This window comes from Ruegeria sp. AB10 (assembly GCF_056542745.1).
In genome coordinates, this window is the sequence record NZ_JBQGAI010000004.1 from 242,002 (window position 1) to 267,627 (window position 25,626).

Here is a 25,626-nt window from a genome sequence, read left to right on the forward strand (position 1 = left end):
TCGTTTTTTGCACCACGTTTGAAGATGGGGCGGGCGTTCGGGCATTTCCACCTTTGCGCAAAGACAGAATTTCAGGTTCCGCGCAGTTGCGCCGCCAGAAAGTCAATCAACGCTCGTATCCGCGCTGTCAGGTGACGGTTTTGCGGGTAGGCTGCATAGAGGCCGACGGATACCGCCTCTTGTGCCTCAAAAATCAATTGCAACTGTCCTGCATCCAGAAACGGCTGCGCGGTGTATAGGGGAATGCGCCCGACCCCCAACCCGTCCGCGGCCATATGGGCCACCGCGCGTGGGGAATTAGCGCGGAAATTGCCGGACACCGGAACCGAATACGCGCCGTCCGGACCCTTGAATGTCCAATGGTCGATATTGCTGCCGGTGGCCTGCAACAGACAGTTATGAGAGGCCAGCGCCGATGGCTCTTTCGGGGTTCCGAATTCCGCCAGATAATCCGGCGACACACAGCACACGATCCGCATGTCCATGAGCTTGCGCGCCACGAGGTTCGAGTCCTTCAGGACACCGAAGCGAATGGCCAGATCATAGCCTTCCTCGACCATCGGGACGTGGTGATCTGATAGGTGCAGCTCGATCGAGACCTTGGGATGTTCGGTCTGAAATGGTTTCAACAGGTGGATCAGTTCCGCCGATCCGAACCCGGTGGGCGCGGTGATCCGGATACGGCCCGCCAATTCGGTTTGGCGCTGCTGAACAAGGCCCTCCAGTTCATCGAACTGCTCCAGCAAGGGCAGGCAACGTTCGTAATAGGCGCGTCCGGTATCGGTCAGGGTGACGCTGCGGGTGGTGCGGTTGAACAGTTGCGCGTTCAGTCGATCCTCGAGCTGGCCGACATATTTGCTGGCCAGTTTGGTGCTGATGCCAATCTGCCGCGCGCCTTCAGTGAAGGAAGAATGCGCGGCCACGGCCGCAAAGGCCCTCATGCCCTGAACAGTATCCATTATCTACACTACGTTCAAAGTAAATCACCAAATGGGTATATTATCGCCATGCGGAAAGCAAACTAAGTCTGGTGCTCAGATGCTGATCCTCAGCCGAACCCTTCACTCATAGAAAGAGCTATCAGATGTCCAACGCCATCCGAATCCACAGTTTCCCGCTGTCCGGCCATGCCCACCGCGCGGTTTTGTTCGCCAGCCTCGCCGGTATCAAGCACGACGTCATCGATGTTGATCTGGCCGGGGGCGAACACAAGGGCGACGCGTTTCTGGCGCTGAACCCGGCAGGGCAGGTGCCGGTGCTGGAGGACGGCGATGTGGTTGTCAGCGACAGCAATGCTATCCTGGTCTATCTGGCCCGGAAATATGCGCCGTCCTACCTGCCGACAGATCCGGTGCTTGAGGCCGAGGTGCAGAAATTCCTGACCCTCGCCGCAGGCGAGATTGCCTTTGGCCCTGCGGCTGCGCGGCTAATCACCGTGTTCAATGCGCCTTTGGACGTCGAGTTCACCCATGCCACCGCTGCCAAGGTTTTGGGCAAGCTGGACGCCCATCTTGAGGGGCGCGACTGGTTGGTCGGGAATGCGCCCTCAATCGCGGATGTTGCGATCTACAGCTACACTGCGCACGCGCCCGAAGGGGGTGTTTCGCTGGAACCCTACGCAAATGTCCGACGCCTGCTGAGCAATATCGAGGCGCTGGACGGATTTGTCCCAATGCCCCGCACAGCGGTTGGACTGAACGCCGCCTGACCCCAAACCTGGCCGGTTGCGCATTGGCGCAGCTGGTCCCTTCGCCCCATGAGGTCCGCCATGAATGTTCCGGTCGAAGCCAGCGCATCCCCCTTTCATAACGGCGAGCGCGCCATGCAGTCCCGTGTGGGGAAACGCGAACAGGTCGAAAAAATGGGTCGGGACTTTATCCGCCCCTACATGCCCGGCCAGCATCGGGAGTTTTTTGGCCAACTTCCCTTCATCGTTGTCGGCAGCGTTGATGCTAATGGGTGGCCTTGGGCGTCAATGATCTCGGGCAGGCCGGGATTTGTCAGCTCGCCGCATGACCGGCAGCTGGATGTTGCGACCCAACCGTTGAAGGACGACCCGCTTGGTGGCGCGTTGCAAGCCGGTGCACCGATCGGCGTGGTGGGGGTGGAGCTTTCCACACGTCGTCGCAACCGAATGAATGCAACCGTGCGCCGGGTGGATAAGAGCGGTTTCTCGTTGGATGTCGTGCAGTCCTTTGGGAACTGCCCGCAATACATCCAAACCCATGATGTGACCTTTGTCCGGGACTCTGAGGCCGATCCCGTCCGTCCCGCCAGTGATCGGTTTTCCGCGCTGGACGCGCAGGCCCGCAAGGTGATTTCGACGGCCAACTCGTTCTACGTGGCAAGTTCCGCCGATACGCCAGAACACGAAGGCGTAGACGTATCGCACAGGGGCGGGCGTTCCGGTTTCGTCAAAGTGCAAGGCAACAGCCTGTTGGTGCCCGACTTTGCCGGCAACAATTTTTTCAACACGCTGGGCAATTTCCTGGTGAATCCCCGGGCGGGTCTGCTGTTTCCGGACTATCAGACCGGAGATCTGTTGATGCTGACCGGAACGGTTGAGGTTCTGTCCGACGATCATCCCGATATTGCTGCCTTTCATGGTGCAAGGCGGGGGTGGTGGTTTCATCTGCATCATGGGCTGCGTATCCATGACGCGTTGCCGTTCCGGGCCGAATTTCTGGAGTTTTCGCCCAATAGCTTGACGAGTGATGACTGGAAGACGCTCGCCGCTCGGCAAAAGGCCAAAACGCAGCGCCGCCAATGGCGCGCCCTGCGGGTTGCCTCGGTGCGTGACGAAAGCGAGGTGATACGGTCCTTTACCTTTGAGCCGACAGACGGTTTGCCCCTGCTGCCCTTTGAAGCGGGCCAGTTTCTGACGCTGCGCGTGCGGCCCGACGGCAGGGCGCCAGTGACCCGGACCTACACGCTGTCCTCGGCACCGGGGGAACCCAGCTACAGGATTTCGGTCAAGTGCGAGCCGGGCGGCGCTGTGTCTAGCCACTTGCACGACACGTTGTCAGCCGGAGACCTTGTCGAGGTCCAGGCCCCCAAAGGCCAGTTCTTTCTGGACCCCGCCGAAACCCGCCCCGCCGTTCTGTTCGCCGGAGGGGTCGGTATCACGCCGATGATCTCGATGGTGCGTCACGTCCTGAACGAAGGTCTGCGCAGCCGCCACACCCGCAGGCTGACCGTTTTCCACGCGGCGCAAACCGTGGCGCAGCGAGCCTTCCATGCGGATTTGCGCGAGGCCGAGGCCATCAGCGACGGTAAGATCCGTTATGTGTCAATCGTCTCCCAGCCCGAACAAGGCCGGCGGGTGGGTGTGGATTATGATGCCGCAGGCTATATCACGCCCGCGCTGATCCGCGACACGCTGCCTTTGGATGACTATGATTTCTTTCTCTGCGGCCCGCCGCCGTTCATGCAGGCTGTCTACGACATGCTGCGTGAACTGGGTGCACGGGACGGTCGTATATTCGCCGAAAGCTTCGGCCCGGCGGCGCTGAAACGGCGATCTGATGACGGCGCACGCGACCCACAGCCCGAGGTCGGAGCGGCTCAGGTCACCTTTGCGGCCAGCGGGCAGAAGGCGCATTGGGTAAAAGACGGGCCGACCCTGTTGGAAACGGCCGAGGGGCAGGGGCTGGAGCCATCCTTCTCGTGCCGCTCGGGCTCTTGCGGCAGCTGCGCGACGCGCAAAATCGCTGGTAAAGTCGCCTATCGCGCGCAGCCGAGCGCGGACCATTCCGAAGATGAGGTGCTGATCTGCTGTGCGGTGCCCGGCCAGGGGACAGACGAAGTGATCCTGGACCTCTAGCGCCGCTGGGAAAGGGGTCGGGACTTTATCACGGACGCAGGTTAGAAAGATGGGATTGCACCTGTGATCATGTGAGGATTTCCAATGACCGACTCAAAGCTCAGAACCACCTCGGGCAATGGCCGTATTTATGACAGCGTGCTCGACACGATCGGCAACACGCCCACAATTCGCATCAACAATCTGGGGCCTGAAGGCGTCGACCTGTTCGTGAAGTTCGAGGCGTTCAACCCTGCCGGATCGGTCAAGGATCGCCTTGCGGTGAACATCATCGAGGCCGCGGAGCGCAACGGGACCCTGAAGCCCGGCCAAACCGTGGTCGAGGCGACCAGCGGCAATACCGGCATCGGTCTGGCCATGGTCTGCGCGCAAAAGGGCTACCCTCTGGTCGTCACAATGGCCGAGAGCTTTTCCACCGAACGTCGCCAACTGATGCGGATGCTGGGGGCCAAGGTCGTGCTGACCCCAAAAGAGGAAAAAGGCTTTGGCATGTATCGCAAAGCCGCCGAGCTGGCCGAAAAGCACGGCTGGTTTCTGGCCCGTCAGTTCGAAACCCAGGCCAATGCCGAAATTCACGCCGCCACGACCGCGCAGGAAATCCTGGGCGATTTCAATGGCGAACCGCTGGATTACTTCGTGACCGGCTATGGAACCGGCGGCACGATCACCGGAGTCTCGCGGGTGCTGCGCACCGAGTGGCCCAACACGAAAATCATCCTGTCCGAACCTGCCAACGCGCAGCTGGTGGGTAGCGGCATTGCAACCGAGCGGGGCAAGGACAACGATCCTGTCTCAAGCCACCCGGCGTTCGAGCCGCATGTGATACAAGGGTGGACGCCGGATTTCATCCCCTCGGTCCTGCAGGAATCCATCGACAACAGCTACTTCGATCAGCTGATCCCCGTGCCCGGTCCGACCGGTGTGGAATGGGCGCAGAAACTGGCCAGCCAAGAGGGGATTCTGACCGGCATTTCCGGCGGCGCGACCTTTGCTGTAGCCATTGAAATCGCCGAACAGGCCGAACCCGGCGCGTCGGTTCTGTGCATGTTACCCGACACCGGCGAGCGGTATCTGAGCACACCATTGTTCAGCGACATTTCGGTGGGCATGACCGATGAGGAAACCGAAATCGCACACTCGACACCGGGTTACACCATCGGCTGACGTCAAGTCGTGTGGATCCGCCCTGACGCGTTCCTTGCTTAAAGCCCCCCGTAACTGCAATGATATTGGCAGGTTACGGGGGTTAAGAGGGCGCGCAGATGCACAAAGGTCGACTGTTGCTGCGGGTGGCGATCCTGCTGCCCTTGTTCTGTGCCTTCCCATTTGCGGGCCGGGCGCAGACCCAGACATGGGCCGAGGTGAAACCGATCATGGATCGTCGCTGTGTCGTTTGCCACAGCTGCTATGACGCGCCGTGCCAGTTGAAGCTGACATCCCCGATGGGCGTTTTGCGCGGGGCCAGCAAAGAGGCGGTCTATCATACCGAGCGTTTGCAGGACGCCCAACCCACCCGGCTGGGGATCGACGCGCAGACCGTTCCCGAATGGCAGGCGCTGGGGTTTCATACTGTCCTTCGCGGGCAGGATGCGGGTTTGATTGAGCGCTATCTCGAACTGGGTCGTCAGAACCCGATGCCGGTTGATGCGCCCCTTCCAACTGAACTTGGTCTGGCAATCGACCGTCCTCTGGTCTGCCCGACATCCGATGAGTTCGACGCATTCAGCGCGGCCCATCCGCTTGCAGGTATGCCCTATGGCACGGCACCGCTTGCCGAGGCCGAGTTTCAGACCCTCATGGGCTGGGCGCGCAACGGTGCGGCCCTGCCATCCACCGCGTCCGACATCCCTGATGCGATCCAAGCCCAAATTACCGAGTGGGAGGCGTTTCTGAACGCAAGCGACCCCCGCAGCCAGTTGATGAGCCGGTATCTGTATGAGCATCTGTTTCTGGCCCGTCTCCATTTTCAGGGCGATGATCCGCGGCGGTTCTTCCAGCTTGTGCGCTCGACCACGCCGCCGGGCGCCGAGATCGACGTGATTGCAACGCGGCGACCGTTTGATGATCCCGGCGGGGCGTTTTATTATCGGTTGCAGCAGGTCACGGAAACGATCGTGCATAAGGAGCATCTGGTCTACACGCTTGGGCCGGATCGCATGGCGCGTTTCCAACAACTGTTTCTCGACACCGATTGGACGCTGGCGGACCTGCCCCCGTATGGGGATGCCGAGGGCGGCAATCCTTTCACCACCTTCATGCAAATGCCTGTGCGCAGCCGTTATCAGTTCCTTCTGGATGACGCGCTGTTTTTTGTCCGCAGCTTCATCCGCGGCCCCGTTTGCCACGGAGAGACCGCTGTAGATGTGATCGAGGACCGGTTCTGGGTCAGTTTCCTCGACCCGGACGCGGATTTGTCGATCACCGACCCCAGCTATCTGCAGGAGGGCGCCTCCTATCTGGAACTGCCCGTGTCCGGGGCCGATGCAGGTGTGCTGGGCATGTTGCAGGAGTTCTCGCACAAAAATCAGGTCGAGTATCTCGAATTCAGGCACGCGCGGTACCGGGCTGCTCCGGTGTATCAGACCGGGTTCGACTATGGCTCGATCTGGGATGGAGACGGCACCAATCCAAACGCGCTGATCACGGTGTTCCGGCATTTCGATAATGCCTCGGCCATGACCGGGTTTCACGGCGGCATTCCCGAAACCGCCTGGGTCATCGATTATCCGATTTTTGAACGCATCTACTATGACCTTGTGGCAGGCTACGACGTGTTCGGGCGGGTCGAGCATCAGCTGTCCACGCGGCTGTACATGGATGAACTACGGATGGAGAGCGAGGACACCTTTCTGGTCTTCATGCCACGGGACGTCCGGCCGCAAATGCATGAACACTGGTATCAGGGTGTTCTGGCCGAATTGCACACCTATTGGCATCGCCGCCGTGTCGATGACCGTTTCCCCACCGGTATTTCCTACCAGACAGATCAGCCGAAGCAGGAGTTCCTTCTGGCCTTGCTGAAACGCGGCAACGGGTTGTGGGCCGAGACGGACCCGATCAACAGATGCGCCACCGAAGAATGCCCCGCAGGACTGCCTGCTGAAACGCTGCGCGATCTGGCCAATCAAACCGGCGATTGGGTGAAATTTTTGCCGGATCTGTCTGTTCTTGCGGTCAAGCAAAATGGCGGAGAGATGGCACTGTTCACTCTTGCGCATGACAAAGCCCACTACAACGTAGCCTTCCTGTTCGATGAAAAGGCCCGCCGGGACCCCGGGGCGGATGTTCTGACGATCCTTCCGGGGCTGATCGGCAGCTACCCGAATTTCTATTTCCACGTCGGGCAGGATCAGTTGGCGTCCTTTGTCGCGGCCCTGAAAGACATACGATCGCAAAGCGACTATTTGGCCGTGGTTGCGGAATATGGTGTGCGTCGGACCAGCCCCGACTTTTGGGCGTTAAGTGACCGAATTCACGATATTTTCTTGCGCCAACATCCAATTCAGGCGGGTATATTCGATCTGAACAGGTACAAGGACCCGAAACAGGGGGATGACCCCACTTAAACGCAGGTGCCCACACAGAGCTTTGATCGGTCGCAACGCGCGTTAACTTGTCCGAAATCCCTTTGGCGCTTAAGTTAAGTGTATGTGGTCCTTTGCAGATATCCGTCCTGCCTATAGCCGCGCCGAGCGGGTGAGCGACGGAATTGTGCACGTTCTGGGCGTCACGTCGGCCCTTGTTGCGGTGCCCATCCTGATCACGATCACTGCCTTTCACCGGTCCGAGCCCGAGGCGATTCTGGGGGTCTCGGTCTATGGTGTGACGCTGCTGTTGATGCTGACGTTTTCTGCGCTCTACAACATGATCGAAAATGACAGGTGGGCCGAACTGCTGCGCCGTCTTGATCACTCGGGCATTTATGTGAAGATTGCCGGAACCTACACGCCGTTCCTTTTGCTGTCGGCCGGGCAGGGGCCGGGGCTTTTGATTGGCCTGTGGTCCTCGGCAACGCTGGGTTCGGTGCTCAAGCTGATTGATCCGGCCCGGTTTCGCTGGTTCGGGCTTGTCCTGTACCTGATGATGGGCTGGGCTGTCGTCTGGGCTGGTCCCGCCATGCTGGACGAGCTGCCCACTGTAGTAGTTTGGCTGATGATCGCAGGCGGTGTGGTCTATACCGTCGGAGTCGTCTTTTACCTTCTGGATCACCTGCCTTTTCACAATACAATCTGGCACGTGTTTGTTCTGACCGGTACGGTTTTGTTTTTCATAGCAATTTCTGCCAGGGTTCTGCTGGGACCACATCCGGTCGCCTGACGGGTTTTCGAGGTTGGTGCCTTTGTGGTGCAGAGCTGCGGGTGGTTTTTGCATATCAAAGACTGCAGCGCCTTCTTTCTGAGGAATGGGACGAGACGTGAGCAATTGGGGGGTTGACTTGCCTCGGTAGTAATCGACTAAAAGGGTCGGAAATAATTCCCGATAAAAAAAGTCGGACAGAACGAGGACTCCCCATGCTGAAACCCACACTCAAATTTACATCGGCGCTTGTTGCCGTGGCCCTGATCAGCGGTGCCGCCATGGCCGATCAGGCCTATGGCCCGTTTCCGGTCACCGTGAAAGGCTATGACGGCGACAAGACCAATTCGGTCTCGTATTCCGGCCAGATCGCGCGCCACGTGCTGCATGACAGCCTGAAAAAAGCGGCTGCCAAAGGGGATGGCGGCAACAACGCGGCCCAGGTCGAGGCGCTGATGCTGGCCTATTTCAACGGCTCCGAAGAAGATCTGGAAATCATTGCGCCGGTGTCAAAAGACGGCTTTCCGGTCAAGCAATCGACCGTGAATGAAATCTCCAAAGGCAAGAACATCTCGGGCAAGTTCTACAATGGCGCGATGCCTGCATGGCCGGGCAACCAGTCGGGCGTCGATGTTGCGCTGCAGATGATCAAGATGGCTGCCGCATCCGAGCAGGGCTATGACCCGGTCAACGGCATGGACTGGGCGCAGCTGATCTCGAAATTCACGCTGGGTGCGATGGCCTATAACCAGGCGGTCGACAACTATCTGGACGAAAAACTGGACGCCGGCACCAAGCCCAACGACCAGCCCTATAAAGAGGGCGCCTACTATACCGGCAAAGAACATGTCTGGGACGAGGCGTTCGGTTATTTCGGTGCGGCTACGCATTCGGCCAGCCTGTCGCCGGAACAGAACTATGCTGTGTCCAAGCAGAAAGACCTGACCGCTGCGGACGCCAATGGTGACGGTGTGGTCGATCTGAAAACCGAAATGGTCTTTGGTCCGGCTTACTATGCCGCCGGTGCCGACAAGGGTGGCAACCGGAACACCCAATATATGACCACCATCTTCAACGCCTTCCGCGATGGCCGCGCGCTGATCGCCTCGGCCAATGGTGAGGCACTGACCGACGCGCAGCGCGCCGAGCTGAAGGCCTATGCCGATATCATCGAAACAAACTGGGAGAAGACGCTGGCCGAGGCCACGTTCAAATATGCCGGTTCGGTTTACAAGGATATCGACAAGCTGAAATCGGGCGAGGACAGCGACAAGGCCCTGCGCAACTACGTCAAACATTGGGGTGAGCTGAAGGGCTTCTCGATGGCGTTGCAGTCGGGCAAGAACAACCTTGGCGCAACTGCGATCGACCTGAACTGGATGATCGGCTTCAGCCCGGCGATGCCCGACGGCAAGATGGTGTCGGACATCGATGCAGACGGCAACTTTGTTCGCGAGCGCGAGATGTCTCTGGACGACTATCAGGTCAACATGCTGAAAGTGCAAAAACTGCTGATCGACAAGTTCGGCATCGAAAGCCGCGCCAATGACGCAACCGCCGATCTGGCCGCGCTGGCCGAAAAGCTGGGCGCCACCGAGGCGGCCGAAACCGATTGAGAATCCTCTGATCCCACCCCGGCGGCTTTAGGGTCGCCGGGATTTCCATCGAAAGAGACCCTTTGGAATTTCTCGATCACATAGGCGCGGTCTTTGCCGATTTTTCCAACCCCAAGAAGCGTGTCTTCGTGGGGTATCTGTTTTTGACCGTTCTGCTTGCGCTGCTGTGGCTGGTGGCGGTGCGGCGGTCCTCGATCCGCGCGGCGGTGCGAGAGGTGTTTGATCGTACGGTCCTGTTCTCACCTTCGGCGCGAGCGGACTACAAGATATTTGTGATCAACCGTGTTTTCACCCTGTTCATCTCGCCGCTGCTGGTGTCGCAGCTGGCGATCGCAACCGCGCTGTTTTATGCGTTGCACGACGTCGATTTCCTGCGGCGGGGTTTGTTTGCGGATACGCCAAAGGCAGTGATTGTGGCGCTGTTCACAGGGGTGATCTTCCTGGTGGATGATTTCACCAAATACATCGTGCACCGCTGGATGCACCGTTGGCCGGTACTGTGGGCGATCCACAAGGTCCACCATTCGGCCGAGACGATGACCCCGATCACCGTTTACCGCGTTCACCCGTTGGAGGGTGTTCTGTACGGTCTGCGTGCGGCTGTGGCGCAGGGAACGGTGATGGCGGTCTTTCTGTTTTTCTTCGGCAGCGCCGTCGACCTTTACACCGTGCTGGGCGTCAATGTCCTGTCGTTCGTTTTCCATGTGACCGGCTCGAACCTGCGGCATTCGCATATCTCGATCCGGTACTGGCGCTGGCTGGAACATATCCTGATCTCTCCGGCGCAGCATCAGGTGCACCATTCGATTGCACGCAAACATCATGACAAGAATTTTGGCGTTGCCTTTGCAGTCTGGGACTGGCTGTTCGGGTCGCTGCATCTGTCCGAACGGGACAGCAAGCTGACCTTCGGGCTGAAACCGTCCGAGGCGCACGCCTCGAACCTGATCGACATCTATTTCCGCCCCCTTCGCGATATCGCGAATGTTCTGCGGCGGCGGGCCGGCAAGCTGCGGGCCGGACTGGCAGGACGGCCGGAGCATGAACGCGATCCCATAGCGTAACCCCTCAAACAGCTTTGGTGCGCCGGGCGGTTCCGCGCTGACCGGGCAGTTAGCAGTTGAAATTTTCATGTTTATCGATATTAGACAAAGCAGGCATGGAGTTTTGGATAGATTATCGATAAAATGGAAAACACCTCTCCCACATGGACCCGCGAGGCGGCGCAGGCCGTTTATGATCTTCCTCTGATGGACCTGCTGTTCCGCGCGCAGACCGTGCATCGCGAGAACTTCGATCCCAACAAGATCCAGACCTCCAAGCTGCTGTCGATCAAGACGGGCGGCTGCGCCGAGGATTGCTCCTACTGTTCGCAATCGGCCCGGAACGGCTCAAAGCTGTCGGCGTCGAAGCTGATCGAGGTTCAGCGCGTCCTGACCGAGGCCCGCAAGGCGAAAGAGGGCGGTGCGACCCGGTTCTGCATGGGCGCGGCCTGGCGCGAGCCGAAAGACCGCGACATGGATGCGCTGGTTGCGATGGTCGAAGGCGTCCGCGACATGGGGATGGAGACCTGCATGACGCTGGGGATGCTGGACGACAATCAGGTGTTTCGCCTGCGCGATGCGGGGCTGGATTACTACAACCACAACATCGACACGTCCGAGCGTTACTACCCCGAAGTCATCACCACCCGCACCTTCGCCGATCGGATCGACACGATGAACCGCGTGCAGGACGCCGGGATCAAAGTATGTTCGGGCGGTATTCTGGGCATGGGTGAACAGATCGGCGACCGCGTCGATATGCTGGTGACACTGGCCAATATGGGCCCCGCGCCCGACTCCGTGCCGATCAACATGCTGATGCCGCAGGAAGACACGCCGCTGGCCGATGCCAAGCCGATCGACCCGATCGACTTTGTGCGCGTGATTGCCACCGCCCGCATCATGATGCCGAAATCCTATGTGCGCCTCTCCGCTGGCCGCAGCGACATGACCGAAGAGATGCAGGCCATGTGTTTCTTCGCCGGTGCGAACTCGATCTTTGTGGGTGAAACGCTGCTGACCGCCGAGAACCCCGAAGAAGACACCGACGCGATCCTCTTTGCCAAGCTGGGGCTTCAGGCCGAAACCGTGGCCGGGCAAAGCTGTGCGGAAGCGGCTGAATGAAAGCATTGAGTCGCCTGCACTCGATGCTTGAAACGCTGGACGCCCGGCATCGTCGCCGGGCGCTGGCCCCGAGGCGTGGGCTGGACTTCGCCTCGAATGACTATCTGGGCCTTGCGGACTCAACGCTATTGCGCCGCGCCGCGCAAAAGGCGCTGGAGCGGGGTGTGCCGCTTGGATCAGGCGGGTCGCGGCTGTTGCGCGGGAACCATCCTGAACATGAGGCGCTGGAGGAAGAGGCAGCAGCCTTTTTCGGGGCTGAGGCCGCCTTGTTCATGGGAGGTGGGTTTCAGGCCAATCAGGCGATATTCTCGATCTTGCCCGCGGCGGGGGATCTGATCCTGTATGACGGTCTGGTCCATGCCAGTGCCCATGAGGGGATGCGCACGGGCCGAGCCGAAACCCGGTCCTTTGCCCATAACGACGTCGCAGATGCCCGCCGCGTTCTGGTGGATTGGCAGGCCACTGGCGGATCGGGGCAGGTCTGGATCGCGGTGGAAAGCGTCTACTCGATGGAGGGCGACATCGCGCCCTTGACCGCGCTGTCCGAACTGGCCGTCGAACACGGGGCCATTCTGGTCGTGGACGAAGCCCACGCCACCGGCGTTTTTGGTCCGAACGGAAAAGGTCTGGCCCATGGGCTGACGGCTGAGGTTCTGACCTTGCACACCTGCGGCAAAGGTCTGGGTGTTGCGGGCGGTCTGATCTGTGGGCCGCGGGTGATGATCGACGCGCTGATCAACCGAGCACGACCATTCATCTTTGCTACCGCACCGTCGCCGTTCAACGCGGCCCTTGTGCGGGCTGTGCTGGATCATCTGCGCTCCGACACCAGCCTGACCGACGCCGCAAACGCCCGACTGCACCATGCCCATGCCGAGGCACTTCGCACCGGAGTGCCGAAGGATGTGCTGATCAGCCAGATCATTCCCGTCATTCTGGGCGACGAAGCCCGGACGATGCAAATGGCCGCAACCCTGCAAGCGCAGGGCTTTGACGTCCGGGGTATCCGCCCGCCGACGGTTCCGCGTGGCACCTCGCGGCTTCGGGTCTCGGTGACCGGCAATGTGTCCAACGCTGATATCAGCGCCCTGTTCGAAACGCTTTCCCAGTACCAAAGCGAGGCCGCATGAGTACCGTAGTTGTTGTGGGCACAGATACCGGCATCGGTAAAACCGTCTTCGCGGCAGGTCTGACCGCTGCCCTTGGCGCGCGGTATTGGAAGCCGGTGCAGTCGGGGTTGGAAGAGGCAACGGACTCGGAAATCGTCGCCGAGCTGACGGGGGGCCAAGTCTTGCCCGAGGCCTACCGGTTGAACATGCCCGCCTCACCGCATTTGTCGGCCGAGGATATGGGGATCGAGATCGACCCGGCCCGTCTGGCCTTGCCGCAGGTGTCCGGCCCTCTGGTTGTCGAAGGCGCGGGCGGGTTGATGGTGCCGCTGAACCGTCAGGTCTTTTTCCTCGACGTGATCGCGCAATGGCAGGCTCCGGTCGTGCTGGTGGCGCGCACCGCCCTGGGCACGATCAACCACACGACCCTGTCTCTGATGGCTTTGCGCAATGCCGGGTGCGATGTGGTCGGCGTGGCCTTTGTCGGCGATGCCGAGCCGGATGTGGAACAGACCATCGCCGAAATGGGCAACACCCGTCATCTGGGCCGTCTGCCTTTCATCGACTCTCTGTCTCGCGACACGCTGACCGACGCTTTCGCCGCCATCGACGTCGACACAATCCGGAGCGCCCTGTGACCCCGCTTGAGTTCGACGCCCGCCACCTGTGGCACCCCTACACCAACGTGCTGGAACCCGGCCCGATGCACCTGATCACCGGGGCCGAGGGCGTCTGGCTGACTGCCGAGGACGGGACGCAGATGATTGATGCAATGTCCTCGTGGTGGTGCGCGGTACACGGGCATCGTCACCCGGCCATCATTGGCGCGATGCAGGCGCAATTGGATCAGATGCCGCATGTGATGTTTGGCGGGCTGACCCATTCCCCGGCGATCGAACTGGGCCGCAGAATGATCGACCTTTTGCCTGATGGGCTGGACCGCATCTTCTACAGCGACAGCGGCTCGGTCGCCATCGAGGTGGCACTAAAGATGGCGGTGCAATACCAGATGGCGCAGGGCCGTAAGAGCCGCACGCATTTTGCCACCATCCGTGGCGGCTATCACGGCGACACCTGGAAAGCGATGAGCGTCTGTGACCCGGTCAACGGGATGCACGGGCTGTTCGCAGGCGCTCTGTCGGTTCAGCATTTCCTGCCCCGCCCGCAGATCGCCTTTGGTCAGGACTGGTCCGAGGATGGTGACCTGAACGGCTTGAATGCGCTGGAAGAGTTGCTGGAAACCAAGGCCGACCAGATCGCCGGCCTGATCCTTGAACCCGTCGTTCAGGGCGCGGGCGGGATGTATTTCTATCACCCGACATGGCTGCAGCGGGCGCATGAGCTGTGCAAGGCGCATGACGTGCTGGTCATCTTCGATGAGATTGCCACCGGTTTCGGTCGCACCGGAGAGCTGTTTGCGCTGTACCATGCCGGTGTGGTGCCGGATATCCTGTGTCTGGGCAAGGCGCTGACCGGCGGACATATCACGCTTGCAGCGACCGTCACGACCGAGACCGTCGCGCGCAGGATCGGCGAAAGCGAGGCGGGGGTCATGATGCATGGCCCGACCTATATGGCCAACCCGCTGGCCTGCGCGGCGGCGGTTGCCAGTCTTGAACAGCTTTCCGTCCGGGATTGGCGGGCCGAAGTGGCCGCTATCGCCGACCAGATGGAGCAGGAACTGGCCCCCGCGCGCGGATTGCCCGGGGTCTCGGATGTGCGCGTTCTGGGCGCCATCGGCGTCATTGAGATGGAGGATTGGGTCGATCCGTCCGTTGCACATGGGCTGGCACCGGAAACCGGCGTCTGGCTACGGCCCTTCGCACGAAACATCTATTGTATGCCGCCCTACATCATCTCTCCGGACGAGCTGAGCCGTGTGACATCGGCCATGGTATCCTTGGCGAAAGGCGCGTCATGAAACAGCAGTGGCTGTCCCGCTCGGGCACCCAGGAGGTGCTGTTGGTCTTCGGAGGTTGGGCGCTTGGGCCTGCGCCATTTCAAGGGCTTTCCGGCGATGCAGATGTGTTGTTCCTGGATGACTACACCCGATTGGACAACCCGCTGAGCGATCTCGCGCAATATGACCGGGTCACCTTGATCGCCTTTTCCTTTGGGGTGGCATCGGCGGCGCACTGGCTGACGCAGATAGGGTTGCAAACGGATCGATTGATTGCGGTCAGCGGCACTCTGTCCCCAGCTGATGCCGAACACGGCATTGCGCCGTACATGATCCGCGCCACTGCAGAGCAGTTAAGTGCTGCCAGTTTTGCCAAGTTCTGCCGTCGCGCCGGTTTGGCGGGGCCATGCCCCGAAATCGATATCGACGCCGCGCAGTCCGAACTTTACGCGGTGATCGAACGTGGCACCGCGCCGGACCACAAGTTCGACCGGATTTGGATTCCACAGAAAGACCGGATCATTCCGACCCAAGCGCAACAGGCCGCATGGGCCGGGCAGCAGGACGCCGTGCGCGAGATTTCCGCGCCGCATGTTCCCTTTGCCGCAGGTCAAAGCTGGAAGGAGTGGATCGCATGAACGCCCAGTTGACCGACCGTGTCCAGCGCAGTTTCAGCCGCAGTTTCATGACCTATCACGACTCGGCGGGTCAGCAAGCCAAGATTGCGGACCGTTTGGCGCAGGATCTGCGCGACTGTGGTGCGCCGCAGCATTTCGCATCGGCGTTGGAATTCGGCTGCGGTACCGGTCATCTGACCCAGCAGCTTTGCGAGCATTTCGCGTTTAACAGCCTTGCGATCAATGACCTGTCGCCCGAGGCCGATGAAACCGCTTCCACCTATGGGGCCGCGTTTCTCTGCGGGGACGCCGAGACTGTCGCATGGCCCGCGCAACCGCATCTGATTGCGTCGGCCTCAATGATCCAATGGCTTCCCGATCCCGCCGCGTTCCTGCGCCGGGCTGCGATGGCATTGGCACCCGGAGGCTGGCTGGCCGTTTCGGGATTTGGTCCGCAGCAATACCGCGAGCTGGTTCAGGTCGGGTCGGCGGCGAAAGCGCCCGGGCTGTGCGGGCCGGACGTTCTGACCGCTGCTGTCGAAGGCATTATGGATGTTGTCTCTGCCGGGGAGGTGGAACGGCGGATGCACTTTTCTTCGCCCCGAAAGGTGTTGGAGCACCTGCGTCGGACCGGCGTGAACGGGCGGGCGCAGAAAACCTGGACCAAATCCAGCCTGATGGCCTTTACCAATGAATACATCCGGCAATTCGGGGGCGAGTCCGGCGTTTCGCTGACCTATCACCCGACATGGATCATCGCCCGCAAACCCGGCTGATCTAGGCCAATCGTGTCAGGTGGCGCTGCATCACCGAATGGGCCTTGGCCGCGTCGCGATCCTTGATGGCGGCCAGAATGGCCGCATGGTCCGGGTCGGCGCGTTGGCGCCATTTGGCGGTGTGCAGATTGTTGAAATGCCACGCATACAGCACTTGCAGGTTTCTGATCTCGGCGATCATACGCGGCATGTTGCAGGCGGCGATGACGGCCATGTGAAAGCGCTGGTTGGCGTCCTCCCAATCATCAGCGGTGGTGGCACCGTCGCATTCCTCGTGAATCTGTTCGATCGCCGCGATCTGGCGGGTCGTCAGGTTGGGCACGGAATGCAGCAACGCAATGGGTTCCAGTGCGCGCCGCATCACCCGAAGTTCCTGAATGGCGTTCTGATCCATCGGCGCCACGCACATCCCCCGGCGCGGAACGGCAACCGTCAGCCCCTTGGAGGCGAGGTTCAGCAGAGCTTCGCGCACAGTCACCTGGCTGACCCCGAACTCGCGGGCAATAAGGTCCTGCCGCAGCTTTTCACCGGGCTTCAGCGCCCCCTGAACAATCCGCGTCGACAGTTTGTCGGCGATGTTATCCGATTTCTTGATCTGCTGCTCGGACACCTGACCCTCGGTTCATTGCACGTGTTCACAGACGCTTACCGTCATGGAGAGGGTTGGGCAACAGAGCTGTGAACAGGTGGGTTTTGATGGCGGCCAGAGTGACCTCGCGGCAGTTGCGGCTTAGACCCTGTACGCAGGTTTCACAAATGCCGGTGGCACGGCTAGGGTACGAGGGGCAGTCTGCCGTAACAGCTTGAAAAGGGATCACAATGGATTTTGCCCCATCGCCGCGCGCCGAGGAATACCGCGACCAGCTGAAACGCTTTATGCAGGCGCATATCTATCCGCGTATCCGCGACCACAAGGAAGAGATCGAGGCGGGTAATTTCCCGGTGTCCTTCATCGAGGACCTCAAGGCGCTGGCCCGGTCCGAGGGGCTGTGGAACCTGTTCCTGCCCTCTTTGCGTGACGACGAACCTGGCACGCGGCTGACCAATCTGGAATACGCCCCGTTGGCCGAGTTGATGGGGCAGGTGACGTGGTCGTCCGAAGTGTTCAATTGCAGCGCGCCGGACACCGGCAACATGGAACTTCTGCATATGTTCGCCACGCCTCAGCAGCGCGAGGAATGGCTGGTGCCGCTACTGAATGGCGAAATCCGGTCGGCCTTTGCGATGACGGAACCGGATGTGGCCAGCTCGGACGCGACCAATATCACGACCTCGATCCGGCGTGAGGGCGATGACTATGTCATCAACGGCCGCAAATGGTTCATCACCAATGCCTGCCACCCGAACACCAAGATGTTCATCGTCATGGGCAAGACCGACCCGAACGCGGACCGGCACAAGCAACAAAGCATGGTGATCGTGCCCAAGGACACGCCCGGCCTTGAGATTGTACGCAACCCCACGATCCTGAACATGCACGATCCCGAGGGCCATGCAGAGCTGGTCTTCAAGGACGTGCGCGTACCGGCCAGCAATCTGCTGGGGGAAGAAGGCAGCGGTTTTGCTCTGGCGCAGGCGCGTTTGGGGCCGGGGCGGATTCACCACTGTATGCGCTCGGTTGGTGCAGCCGAGATGGCGCTGTCACTGATGGTCGAGCGCGCGCAGGAGCGGAAGACCTTTGGAAAACAGCTCTCGGAACAGGGCGTGATCCGGGAATGGATCGCAAAATCGCGACTTGAGATTGATCAGGCGCGGCTGCTGACCCTGCAGGCGGCATGGAAGATTGATCAGGTCGGCGCCAAGGCCGCCCGGCGCGAGATTTCGCTGATCAAGGTGGTGGCGCCTAATGTGCACGCCACCGTAACCGACCGCGCGATGCAGGTCTTTGGTGCGATGGGCATGACGCCAGACACGCCTTTGGCCGACAGTTACACTTGGGCGCGGGCGCTGCGCTATGCGGATGGCCCGGATGAGGTGCATCTGCAGGCCATCGCGAAACAAGAGCTGAAAGAGTCGAACTTCGGCATGTCAGCGCAATGGCTGACACCGCCGAAGCGTTGATCTTTTACTTGCCCTTCCAGACCGGGTCGCGTTTTTCCGCAAAGGCGCGGGCGCCTTCCAGCTGGTCGTCGCTGGCGTATAGAACGTCAACGGTGCGCAACTGGCGCTTGGTAATGCGGTTCATCGCGTCCTGGAACTTGCTGTCTTCGGCGTCGCGCACGACCTCCTTGATCGCGGCGTAGACCAGAGGGGGACCCGAGGCCAGCAGGCGGGCCAGCTCCCATGCGCGATCCATCAGCTGATCGGCGGCGACAATTTCGTTCACCAGACCCCAGCGGTTGGCTTCCTCGGCATCAAACCAGCGGCCGGTCAACAGCAGCTCCATGGCGATGTGATAGGGGATGCGTTTTGGCAGCTTGACGCTGGCCGCATCGGCCACGGTGCCCGAGCGGATTTCAGGCAGGGCAAAGGTGGCGTGCTCAGCAGCCAGGATCATGTCCGCCGAGATCGCCAGTTCCAGCCCGCCACCGCAGGCGATGCCGTTCACCGCGGCGATGACCGGCTTGTTCAGATCGCGCAGTTCCTGCAGGCCGCCGAAACCGCCAACGCCATAGTCGCCATCGACAGCGTCACCATCGGCGGCAGCTTTCAGGTCCCAGCCGGGGCAGAAGAACTTCTCGCCCGCGCCGGTCAGGATGGCCACGCGCAGTTCCGGGTCATCACGGAATTCGGCAAAGACCTCGCCCATTCTGCGGCTGGTGGCGAGGTCGATGGCATTGGCCTTGGGCCGGTCCAGCGTCACCTCAAGGATCGCCCCTTCGCGGTGGGTTTTGATCGGGTCCATATCTCAGGCCTTTCTAATGAGGGCATCCACCGCAACCGCTTTGTCGGGCGTGCAGAGGAGCGGGTTAATCTCGACCTCGCCAAGCGTGTCGGCATTTTGCATGACATAGGCCTGAACGACCTCAACTGCGGCTATGATCGCATCCATATCAGCCGCCGGTTGGCCGCGATAGCCTGCCAGCAGCGGTGCAATTCTCAGCTTGCCCAGGGCGGCGCGGATATCGTCGGGCGTGCTGGGCACCAGCAAGGATGCTGTATCGCGCAGAACCTCGGTCAGCACACCGCCTGCGCCCAAGGTCAGCACGAAACCGTGTGCCGGATCGCGGACCACACCGACCAGCAATTCGGCAACGGTTCCGGTGACCATCTCTTCGATCAGAATCTCGTTGGTGCCGATATCGGCGGCGACATCTGCCACGTTTTCGGCCTGAACGCCCAAGCGAACGGCGGAATGCTCGGATTTATGCGCAAGACCAACGCCCTTTACGGCGAAAGGAGCCTCCATTTGCTGTGCTGCGGCTTGGGCTTCGTCCGGCCCGCGCACGGTGCGGTTTTGCGGGATCCGCAAGCCACAATCGGCCAGCGCCTGTTTGGATTCGCCCTCGGTCAGGATCCGGTTGGCCTCGGCGGTTCCCGGTAGCCAGACCGGATGCGTGGAGGGAGCCGCGACCTGAGCCGCCGCGCGGGTGGCGGCCAGTGCTTCGCGCAGACCCATGAAGGGCACAACGCCTCCAGCCGTAAGCTCCTGCGCGACGTCTTCAGGAAGAAGTTCCGGCAATGTCGCGACAATGGCAAACCGCGCGCCGGTTTCGGCGCGGACTTTCATCGCCGCACGCGAGGCACAGGTCCAGTCGGTCGCGTCAGTTGTCGGATAGTCGACGATCGAGAAGGTCAGGTCGATATCGTCGCCGGTCATGCCGGACCACGCTTTGGCCATCGCCTCTTCGTCGCGCCAGATATAGGTGTGATAATCCAACGGGTTATTCAGCGCGACCATCGGCCCGAGCGCATCGCGCAGGCGGGTTTTCTTGTCGTCGGTCAGGCGCGGGAAGGTCAGGCCGGTGCCTACGGCTATATCCGCGATCAGGCTGGCCTCGCCCCCCGAACAGCTGATCGAGGCGATGTTGCCGCCCGGCAGAGGGCCATAGCAATGCAGCAGCTTCAGCGTTTCAAGAAAATCGGGCAGGGCGGACAGGCGCGGGATACCCAGACGTTCCAACAAGGCCTGAGCGCCGGCATCGCTGCCTGCCAGCGACGCGGTGTGCGACACGGTCGCCGCCTGCGCCTGTTCCGACGCGCCGACCTTGAGCGCGACCAGCGGGATGCCTTTGCTGTGCGCCTTGGCGGCCAGCGCTTCCCATTCGCGGATATCCTTGAAGCCTTCGATATGCAGGCCCACGGCGGTCACACGCGGATCGTCGATCAGGGCCGACGCGATCTCGGCTTGGCTGGTCTGCGCCATGTTCCCGCAGGTCACCATATAGGCAATCGGCAGGCCGCGTTTCTGCATAGTCAGGTTGATCGAGATGTTTGAACTTTGCGTCAGGATCGCAACGCCTTTTTCGACCGGGGTCGCCCCATGCTGATCCGGCCACAGCAGCGCGCCGTCCAGCGCATTGATGAACCCATAGCAGTTCGGCCCCAGAATGGGCATGTCCCCGGCGGCTGCGATCAACTGGTCCTGCAGGTCTCTGCCCATGTCATCCTCGGCCGCTGCCTCGGAAAAGCCCGAGGCAAAACACACCGCGCCACCAGCGCCCATGCTGGATAGGATATGAACCGCCTCGATCGTGGCGTGTCGGTTGATGCCGATGAACACGGCGTCGGGGGCCTCGGGCAGGTCTTCGAGGTGCCCATAGACCGAATGGCCCGCGATTTCTGTCGCCTTGGGGTGCACCGGCCAGATTTGACCCGCATAACCCATGCGTTCCGATTGCAGAATAACCTGTTGGCACCAGGCGCCGCCCCCAATGACGGCAATGGTTTTCGGGCGCAGCAGCCGGGTAAGATCTCTGTTCATCGACGATCCTGATCGTGTCGTTGGAAATAAACGACGGAGAGCGGGCCCTGGCAGGTTGAGAGCATTTGATGCCAGAGTCCGCCCACCGCCGGGACGTGGTCTTATGCGCCGAGGGGACGAAGAAGATCGCGGCTGATGATGTGACGCTGAATCTCGCTGGTGCCGTCCCAGATGCGCTCAACGCGGGCATCGCGCCAGAAACGCTCGATCGGGAAGTCATCCATCAGGCCCATGCCGCCATAGATCTGCAGCGTGGTGTCGGTGACCCGTGCCAGCATCTCGGATGCGTACAGTTTGGCCGAGGCGATTTCGCGGTTCGAGGGCAGGTTCTCGTCCAGGCGCCACGCAGCGGATAGGGTCAGCCAGTCAGCGGCGTCGATCTCGGTGATCATGTCGGCGATCTGAAAGCCGATGCCCTGGAACTTGCCAATGGGCTGACCGAACTGTTTGCGCTCGGCGGCATAGTTCAGAGCGTAGTCAAAGCACCGGCGCGCACGCCCGACTGAGAACGCCGCAACCGTCAGACGGGTCGCGTAAAGCCATTCGTTCATCACTGCAAAACCGCCATCGACCTCGCCCAGAACCTGCGCGTCGGGCAGGCGACAATTGTCGAAATACAGGATGTAGTTCTTGTAACCCTTGTGGCTGACCGAGTTGTAGCCCTCGCGCACTTCAAAGCCGGGTGTGCCGCGATCCACCAGAAACGTGGTGATGCGTTTCTTGGGGCCCTTCGGGGTTTCATCCACGCCAGTTGCGATGAAAACGATAAAGAAATCCGCGTGTTCAGCGCCCGAGATGAAGTGCTTTGAACCGTTCACGACCCAATCCCCATCATCGCGCATCGCCTGACATTTCATGCCACGCACGTCGGACCCTGCGTCCGGTTCGGTCATCGCCAGCGCGTCCATTTTCTCACCGCGCACGGCGGGCAGCAGGTAGCGTTCACGCTGTTCATCGTTACAGGCCATCAGAATGTTCTGCGGACGGCCAAAAAAATGCGTCAACGCCATCGATCCACGACCGAGTTCCCGCTCGACCAGAGTAAAATCGAGATGCGATAGGCCGGCGCCGCCGACCTCTTCGGGGAAGTTGCAGGCGTAAAAGCCCAAATCGATGCATTTCTGTTTGATCTGCTCACCCAGTTCGTGCGGGACCTGACCGGTGCGTTCAACCTCGGCCTCGTGCGGGTAGATTTCGTTTTCAACGAAGCTGCGAACAGTCGAAACGATCATTTCCTGTTCTTCTGACAGACCAAACTGCATGGCGCGTATCCTTAGATAGGTGATTGACGCAGGAAACGGCATTGCGCAGTGTGACGACATGCAGAGTTGGCTCAGAATCGTGCAGAGTTGGAAAAAATTTGACCCGGCAATATAACATATTGCTGTTCGATGGGTTCTCGAACCACTGCTTGGCCAACATGGTCGAGCCGTTGCGCGCCGCAAATACACTGTCACGGCAGGCCCTGTACGCGTGGCGATTCTGTTCGATTGATGGAGGGGTGGTTGAAAGCTCCAGCGGTCTTGCCGTCACGCCGAATGGGGCCCTGAGCGATCAGCGCGGAGACGTGCTGGTGGTCATGCCGTCTTATGGTTTTCTCAAACTGGACACGCGCGAAACCACCCGCGCGGTGCTGACGGCTGCGGGAAAACACACGCAGCTGGCGGGTCTGGACACGGGCAGCTGGCTGTTGGCGCGGGCCGGGTTGCTGAACGATCATCGGGCGACGATTCACTGGGACGAACTGGCCCGGTTCGAAGAGACCTTCCCTTCCGTCGACGCGGTCCACGAGCGGTTTGTCATCGACGGCGACCGGTTGACCTGTTCCGGGGCGATGGCGGCGTTTGATCTGGCCTCGGCCCTTATTCGCCGCGATCACGGGCCGCTGCTGTCGATGGAGGTTGCGCATCTGCTGATGAGCCGGGGCAGCGCGGATCATTATGCGCTGCCGCTGAAATCCGAAGACACTCTGGTCAATCGGGCGCTGACCGTGATGCAGGCGAATCTGGAAACGCCGCTGCCGATCAAAGAGGTCGCGCGCAAGATCGGATGTTCGCAAAAGCGGATCGAGGCGCGGATTCAGGCTGAACTGAAAACCACGCCGCAGGCGCTGTACCGGCGCCTGCGCCTGAACCTTGCGCGCAAGTTGGCGGAAGAGACGGAACAGTCCATCGCCGAAATCGCCGGGCGCTGCGGCTATGAGAACGCCAGCGCCATGACCCGCGCGTTCAAGACCGAGTTCGGGCAAACGCCAACCGCGTTCCGCAACGGCAGTTGAGGTATAGGACGTTGCGGACCCTTACGCTTTCTGCACAGTGGCGAGGCAAACCCAAGTCACAGAACGAGATCCAGAACAAAGGAGTCAGAACATGGCACAATCCCCAGACGTCAACCGACAGATCGTTCTGAACGAACGCCCCAGCGGCCAGCCCGACGAAAACACGCTGCGCCTGACCACGGCTGAGGTTCCGACCCCCGGACCGAATGAGATGCTGGTGCGCACGGTCTACCTGTCTCTCGACCCCTACATGCGCGGGCGCATGAACGACGCGAAATCTTATGCCGAACCCGTGGCCATCGGCGGTGTCATGACTGCGCAGGTCGTTGGGCAGGTCGTGACGTCGAATCTGAAAGGGTTTGAGGCCGGGGACTATGTCCTGTCGGGCAGCGGGTGGCAGGATTATGCGATTTCGGATGGGGCCGAGGTTATGAACCTTGGCAAGTCACCGCAGAACCCGTCCTGGGCATTGGGAATCCTTGGAATGCCCGGCTATACCGCCTATGCCGGTCTGCTGAAAATCGGTGAGCCGAAGCCGGGTGAAACCGTGGTGGTTGCGGCTGCTGCCGGGCCAGTGGGGGCCACGGTTGGGCAGATCGCAAAGCTCAAAGGCTGCCGGGTCGTCGGCGTCGCGGGTGGTGCGGAGAAATGCGCGCATATCGTTGAGAATTTGGGATTCGACGCCTGTATCGACCACAAGGCGCCGGATTTTGCCGAGCAGTTGAAACAGGCCTGCCCGGACGGGATCGACGTCTATTTTGAAAACGTCGGCGGCAAGGTGCTGTATGCGGTATTGCCGCTGCTGAACCCGTTTGCACGGATACCGGTCTGCGGTGTTGTCGCGTGGTACAACCTGCCGGGGCTGCCCGACGGGCCGGATATGGGCCCTGCAATCATGGGCACCTTGCTGCGCATGAAGGTGAAAATGCAGGGATTCATTATTTTCGATAGCTTCACGCGTGAGGTGTACGAGGAGTTCCGCCGTGACATGACCGGATGGATTGCCGATGGGTCGATCCAGTATAAGGAACACATGGTCGACGGGTTGGAAAACGCGCCCGAGGCCCTGAACCAACTGCTGAGCGGCGGTAATTTCGGAAAAATGGTGGTCAATGTAGGGGCGTAATTCTCGCCCCCTAAAACACGTTCACCCGGCGCCAGGCACCGGGTGAACTTTTCTCAGGCCGGTAAATTCAAGCCGTTGTGCCCTTGATGCGGATGGCTGAGCCCAGCGAACCGGCGCACAGACCGACAACCACGGCAATCAAAAGCTCGATCGTTTCGACATTGGCAAAGTTCCAATGGGCAAAGACCAGCGTTTCCAGCACGCCGACCGCACCGCCCATCAGGCCGCCCAGCCACACACGCCGTGTCATCATCCCCAGCGCAAGTCCCAGAATACCCGGCAGGCTGATGACGTTGGCCCCGATTGTTCCAAGAAATTCCAGCATGTCTTGCCCCTCTTATTCCGCCTGATCGGCCAGGAATGACCGGATTTCTGCGCTGCCATCCGCCACCTGTTGCTGCAGCTTGCCCGAGGGTTCGCCAGCCAGCTCTTCGGTAATTTCCTGATAGGTCTCAAGGTAGTTTGGCGGCAGAGTGTGCGCGATACCCTGGTGACAGTCGATGCAGGTCATGTTGTTGTCGATCGCGCGCTGGTGTTCAGACGCGGCGCGGGTTTCCTGAATGGTAAAGTCCATATAGTCGAAGTTGTGGCAGTTGCGGCATTCGCGGCTGTCAGACGCCTTCATCTTTTTCCACACGGCCGAGGCCATGCTCAGCCGGTGTTCTTCGTATTTTTCAGGCGTGCTGATGGTGCCTGCCAGCTCGTGATAGACGTCCTTGACGGCCATGATCTTGGCCTTGATCTTGTGGTTCCACTCATGCGGCACGTGGCAGTCGGAACAGATCGCGCGCACGCCCGAGTGGTTGTTGTAGTGGATCGTCTCGCGATATTCGCCCAGATTGGTTTCCATCGTGTGGCACGAGGTACAGAATTCCTCGGTATTGGTCAGTTCAAGGGTCCAGTGGAACCCGCCCCAGAACAGGATACCGGCCAGAAAACCTGCCAACACCAGAAAGCCCGAGCTGAACATGACAGCCGGTGTCCAGATTGCGTTCCAGATGCGGCCTATCCATCCGCGTTTTTCGGGGGAGTCTGCCATGTCGGTGCTCCTTT

The 25,626-nt window shown here is 60.5% G+C and carries 23 protein-coding genes; 16 read left to right on the forward strand and 7 right to left on the reverse strand.

Going from position 1 to position 25,626, the window contains the following annotated elements:
• Positions 1 to 71 precede the first annotated feature (71 nt).
• Positions 72 to 959 carry a LysR family transcriptional regulator gene (locus ACR0NT_RS10615; protein WP_170446718.1) on the reverse strand — a complete coding sequence of 296 codons (888 nt, stop codon included), beginning with the start codon at positions 957 to 959 and terminating at the stop codon, positions 72 to 74.
• A gap of 125 nt (positions 960 to 1,084) precedes the next feature.
• Between ACR0NT_RS10615 and ACR0NT_RS10620 the strand changes: the two genes are divergently transcribed.
• The 13 genes from ACR0NT_RS10620 (at position 1,085) to ACR0NT_RS10680 (ending at position 16,305) form a co-directional block, all read left to right on the forward strand.
• On the forward strand, positions 1,085 to 1,708 hold the full coding sequence (locus ACR0NT_RS10620) for a glutathione S-transferase (protein ID WP_170673906.1): 624 nt from the start codon (positions 1,085 to 1,087) through the stop codon (positions 1,706 to 1,708).
• Positions 1,709 to 1,768: 60 nt separating this feature from the next.
• Positions 1,769 to 3,823, forward strand: coding sequence for an FAD-binding oxidoreductase (locus ACR0NT_RS10625; protein WP_170673904.1), 2,055 nt, complete (start codon positions 1,769 to 1,771; stop codon positions 3,821 to 3,823).
• Positions 3,824 to 3,907: 84 nt separating this feature from the next.
• Positions 3,908 to 4,987 carry a cysteine synthase A gene (gene cysK / locus ACR0NT_RS10630; protein WP_170673902.1) on the forward strand — a complete coding sequence of 360 codons (1,080 nt, stop codon included), beginning with the start codon at positions 3,908 to 3,910 and terminating at the stop codon, positions 4,985 to 4,987.
• Positions 4,988 to 5,085: 98 nt separating this feature from the next.
• Positions 5,086 to 7,389 carry a fatty acid cis/trans isomerase gene (locus ACR0NT_RS10635; protein WP_480443043.1) on the forward strand — a complete coding sequence of 768 codons (2,304 nt, stop codon included), beginning with the start codon at positions 5,086 to 5,088 and terminating at the stop codon, positions 7,387 to 7,389.
• Positions 7,390 to 7,471: 82 nt separating this feature from the next.
• Positions 7,472 to 8,140, forward strand: a complete 669-nt coding sequence (trhA, locus tag ACR0NT_RS10640; RefSeq protein ID WP_170673900.1) for a PAQR family membrane homeostasis protein TrhA — start codon at positions 7,472 to 7,474, stop codon at positions 8,138 to 8,140.
• A gap of 194 nt (positions 8,141 to 8,334) precedes the next feature.
• Positions 8,335 to 9,735, forward strand: a complete 1,401-nt coding sequence (locus ACR0NT_RS10645; RefSeq protein WP_170446707.1) for a DUF4856 domain-containing protein — start codon at positions 8,335 to 8,337, stop codon at positions 9,733 to 9,735.
• A 62-nt stretch (positions 9,736 to 9,797) separates the two neighbouring features.
• The gene (locus ACR0NT_RS10650) at positions 9,798 to 10,799 is read left to right on the forward strand and encodes a sterol desaturase family protein (RefSeq protein ID WP_170673889.1); all 1,002 of its coding nucleotides are present in this window, start codon (positions 9,798 to 9,800) and stop codon (positions 10,797 to 10,799) included.
• Positions 10,800 to 10,922: 123 nt separating this feature from the next.
• On the forward strand, positions 10,923 to 11,903 hold the full coding sequence (gene bioB / locus ACR0NT_RS10655; RefSeq protein ID WP_170446703.1) for a biotin synthase BioB: 981 nt from the start codon (positions 10,923 to 10,925) through the stop codon (positions 11,901 to 11,903).
• Entirely contained in the window at positions 11,900 to 13,033 is a 1,134-nt protein-coding gene (locus tag ACR0NT_RS10660) for an 8-amino-7-oxononanoate synthase (RefSeq protein ID WP_170446701.1), read from the forward strand. The genes bioB and ACR0NT_RS10660 overlap by 4 nt, the downstream gene beginning before the upstream one ends.
• A complete protein-coding gene (gene bioD, locus ACR0NT_RS10665; protein ID WP_170446698.1) occupies positions 13,030 to 13,650 on the forward strand; it encodes a dethiobiotin synthase in 621 nt (206 codons plus the stop codon). The genes ACR0NT_RS10660 and bioD overlap by 4 nt, the downstream gene beginning before the upstream one ends.
• Positions 13,647 to 14,933, forward strand: coding sequence for an adenosylmethionine--8-amino-7-oxononanoate transaminase (gene bioA, locus ACR0NT_RS10670; RefSeq protein ID WP_170446696.1), 1,287 nt, complete (start codon positions 13,647 to 13,649; stop codon positions 14,931 to 14,933). Before bioD ends, bioA begins: the two co-directional genes overlap by 4 nt.
• Positions 14,930 to 15,550 carry a pimeloyl-ACP methyl esterase BioG family protein gene (locus tag ACR0NT_RS10675; protein WP_170446694.1) on the forward strand — a complete coding sequence of 207 codons (621 nt, stop codon included), beginning with the start codon at positions 14,930 to 14,932 and terminating at the stop codon, positions 15,548 to 15,550. Before bioA ends, ACR0NT_RS10675 begins: the two co-directional genes overlap by 4 nt.
• Positions 15,547 to 16,305: a methyltransferase domain-containing protein gene (locus tag ACR0NT_RS10680; protein ID WP_170446692.1), complete on the forward strand. Its 759-nt coding sequence runs from the start codon at positions 15,547 to 15,549 to the stop codon at positions 16,303 to 16,305. Before ACR0NT_RS10675 ends, ACR0NT_RS10680 begins: the two co-directional genes overlap by 4 nt.
• 1 nt (position 16,306) lies before the next feature.
• On the opposite strand, the gene ACR0NT_RS10685 is transcribed toward ACR0NT_RS10680, so the two are convergent.
• Positions 16,307 to 16,915, reverse strand: coding sequence for a GntR family transcriptional regulator (locus ACR0NT_RS10685; protein ID WP_170446691.1), 609 nt, complete (start codon positions 16,913 to 16,915; stop codon positions 16,307 to 16,309).
• A 209-nt stretch (positions 16,916 to 17,124) separates the two neighbouring features.
• Here ACR0NT_RS10685 and ACR0NT_RS10690 point away from each other — a divergent pair, with 209 nt between their 5' ends.
• Positions 17,125 to 18,366, forward strand: a complete 1,242-nt coding sequence (locus ACR0NT_RS10690; RefSeq protein ID WP_170446688.1) for an acyl-CoA dehydrogenase family protein — start codon at positions 17,125 to 17,127, stop codon at positions 18,364 to 18,366.
• 4 nt (positions 18,367 to 18,370) lie between these two features.
• Here the strand turns inward: ACR0NT_RS10690 and ACR0NT_RS10695 are convergent, their stop codons facing one another.
• The 3 genes from ACR0NT_RS10695 to ACR0NT_RS10705 form a co-directional block, all read right to left on the reverse strand.
• On the reverse strand, positions 18,371 to 19,150 hold the full coding sequence (locus tag ACR0NT_RS10695; RefSeq protein ID WP_170673887.1) for a carnitinyl-CoA dehydratase: 780 nt from the start codon (positions 19,148 to 19,150) through the stop codon (positions 18,371 to 18,373).
• Between the two features lie 3 nt (positions 19,151 to 19,153).
• Positions 19,154 to 21,169: an acetate--CoA ligase family protein gene (locus ACR0NT_RS10700; RefSeq protein WP_170673885.1), complete on the reverse strand. Its 2,016-nt coding sequence runs from the start codon at positions 21,167 to 21,169 to the stop codon at positions 19,154 to 19,156.
• Positions 21,170 to 21,270: 101 nt separating this feature from the next.
• Positions 21,271 to 22,431, reverse strand: coding sequence for an acyl-CoA dehydrogenase family protein (locus tag ACR0NT_RS10705; RefSeq protein ID WP_170673883.1), 1,161 nt, complete (start codon positions 22,429 to 22,431; stop codon positions 21,271 to 21,273).
• Positions 22,432 to 22,529: 98 nt separating this feature from the next.
• Between ACR0NT_RS10705 and ACR0NT_RS10710 the strand changes: the two genes are divergently transcribed.
• Both ACR0NT_RS10710 and ACR0NT_RS10715 read left to right on the forward strand, forming a co-directional pair.
• A complete protein-coding gene (locus tag ACR0NT_RS10710) occupies positions 22,530 to 23,447 on the forward strand; it encodes a GlxA family transcriptional regulator (RefSeq protein ID WP_480443049.1) in 918 nt (305 codons plus the stop codon).
• 91 nt (positions 23,448 to 23,538) lie between these two features.
• Positions 23,539 to 24,573 carry an NADP-dependent oxidoreductase gene (locus tag ACR0NT_RS10715; RefSeq protein WP_170673881.1) on the forward strand — a complete coding sequence of 345 codons (1,035 nt, stop codon included), beginning with the start codon at positions 23,539 to 23,541 and terminating at the stop codon, positions 24,571 to 24,573.
• Between the two features lie 67 nt (positions 24,574 to 24,640).
• Here ACR0NT_RS10715 and ACR0NT_RS10720 read toward each other — a convergent pair whose 3' ends face one another.
• On the reverse strand, positions 24,641 to 24,898 hold the full coding sequence (locus ACR0NT_RS10720; protein WP_170446678.1) for a hypothetical protein: 258 nt from the start codon (positions 24,896 to 24,898) through the stop codon (positions 24,641 to 24,643).
• A gap of 12 nt (positions 24,899 to 24,910) precedes the next feature.
• A complete protein-coding gene (locus ACR0NT_RS10725; RefSeq protein WP_170446676.1) occupies positions 24,911 to 25,612 on the reverse strand; it encodes a NapC/NirT family cytochrome c in 702 nt (233 codons plus the stop codon).
• Positions 25,613 to 25,626: the final 14 nt, after the last annotated feature.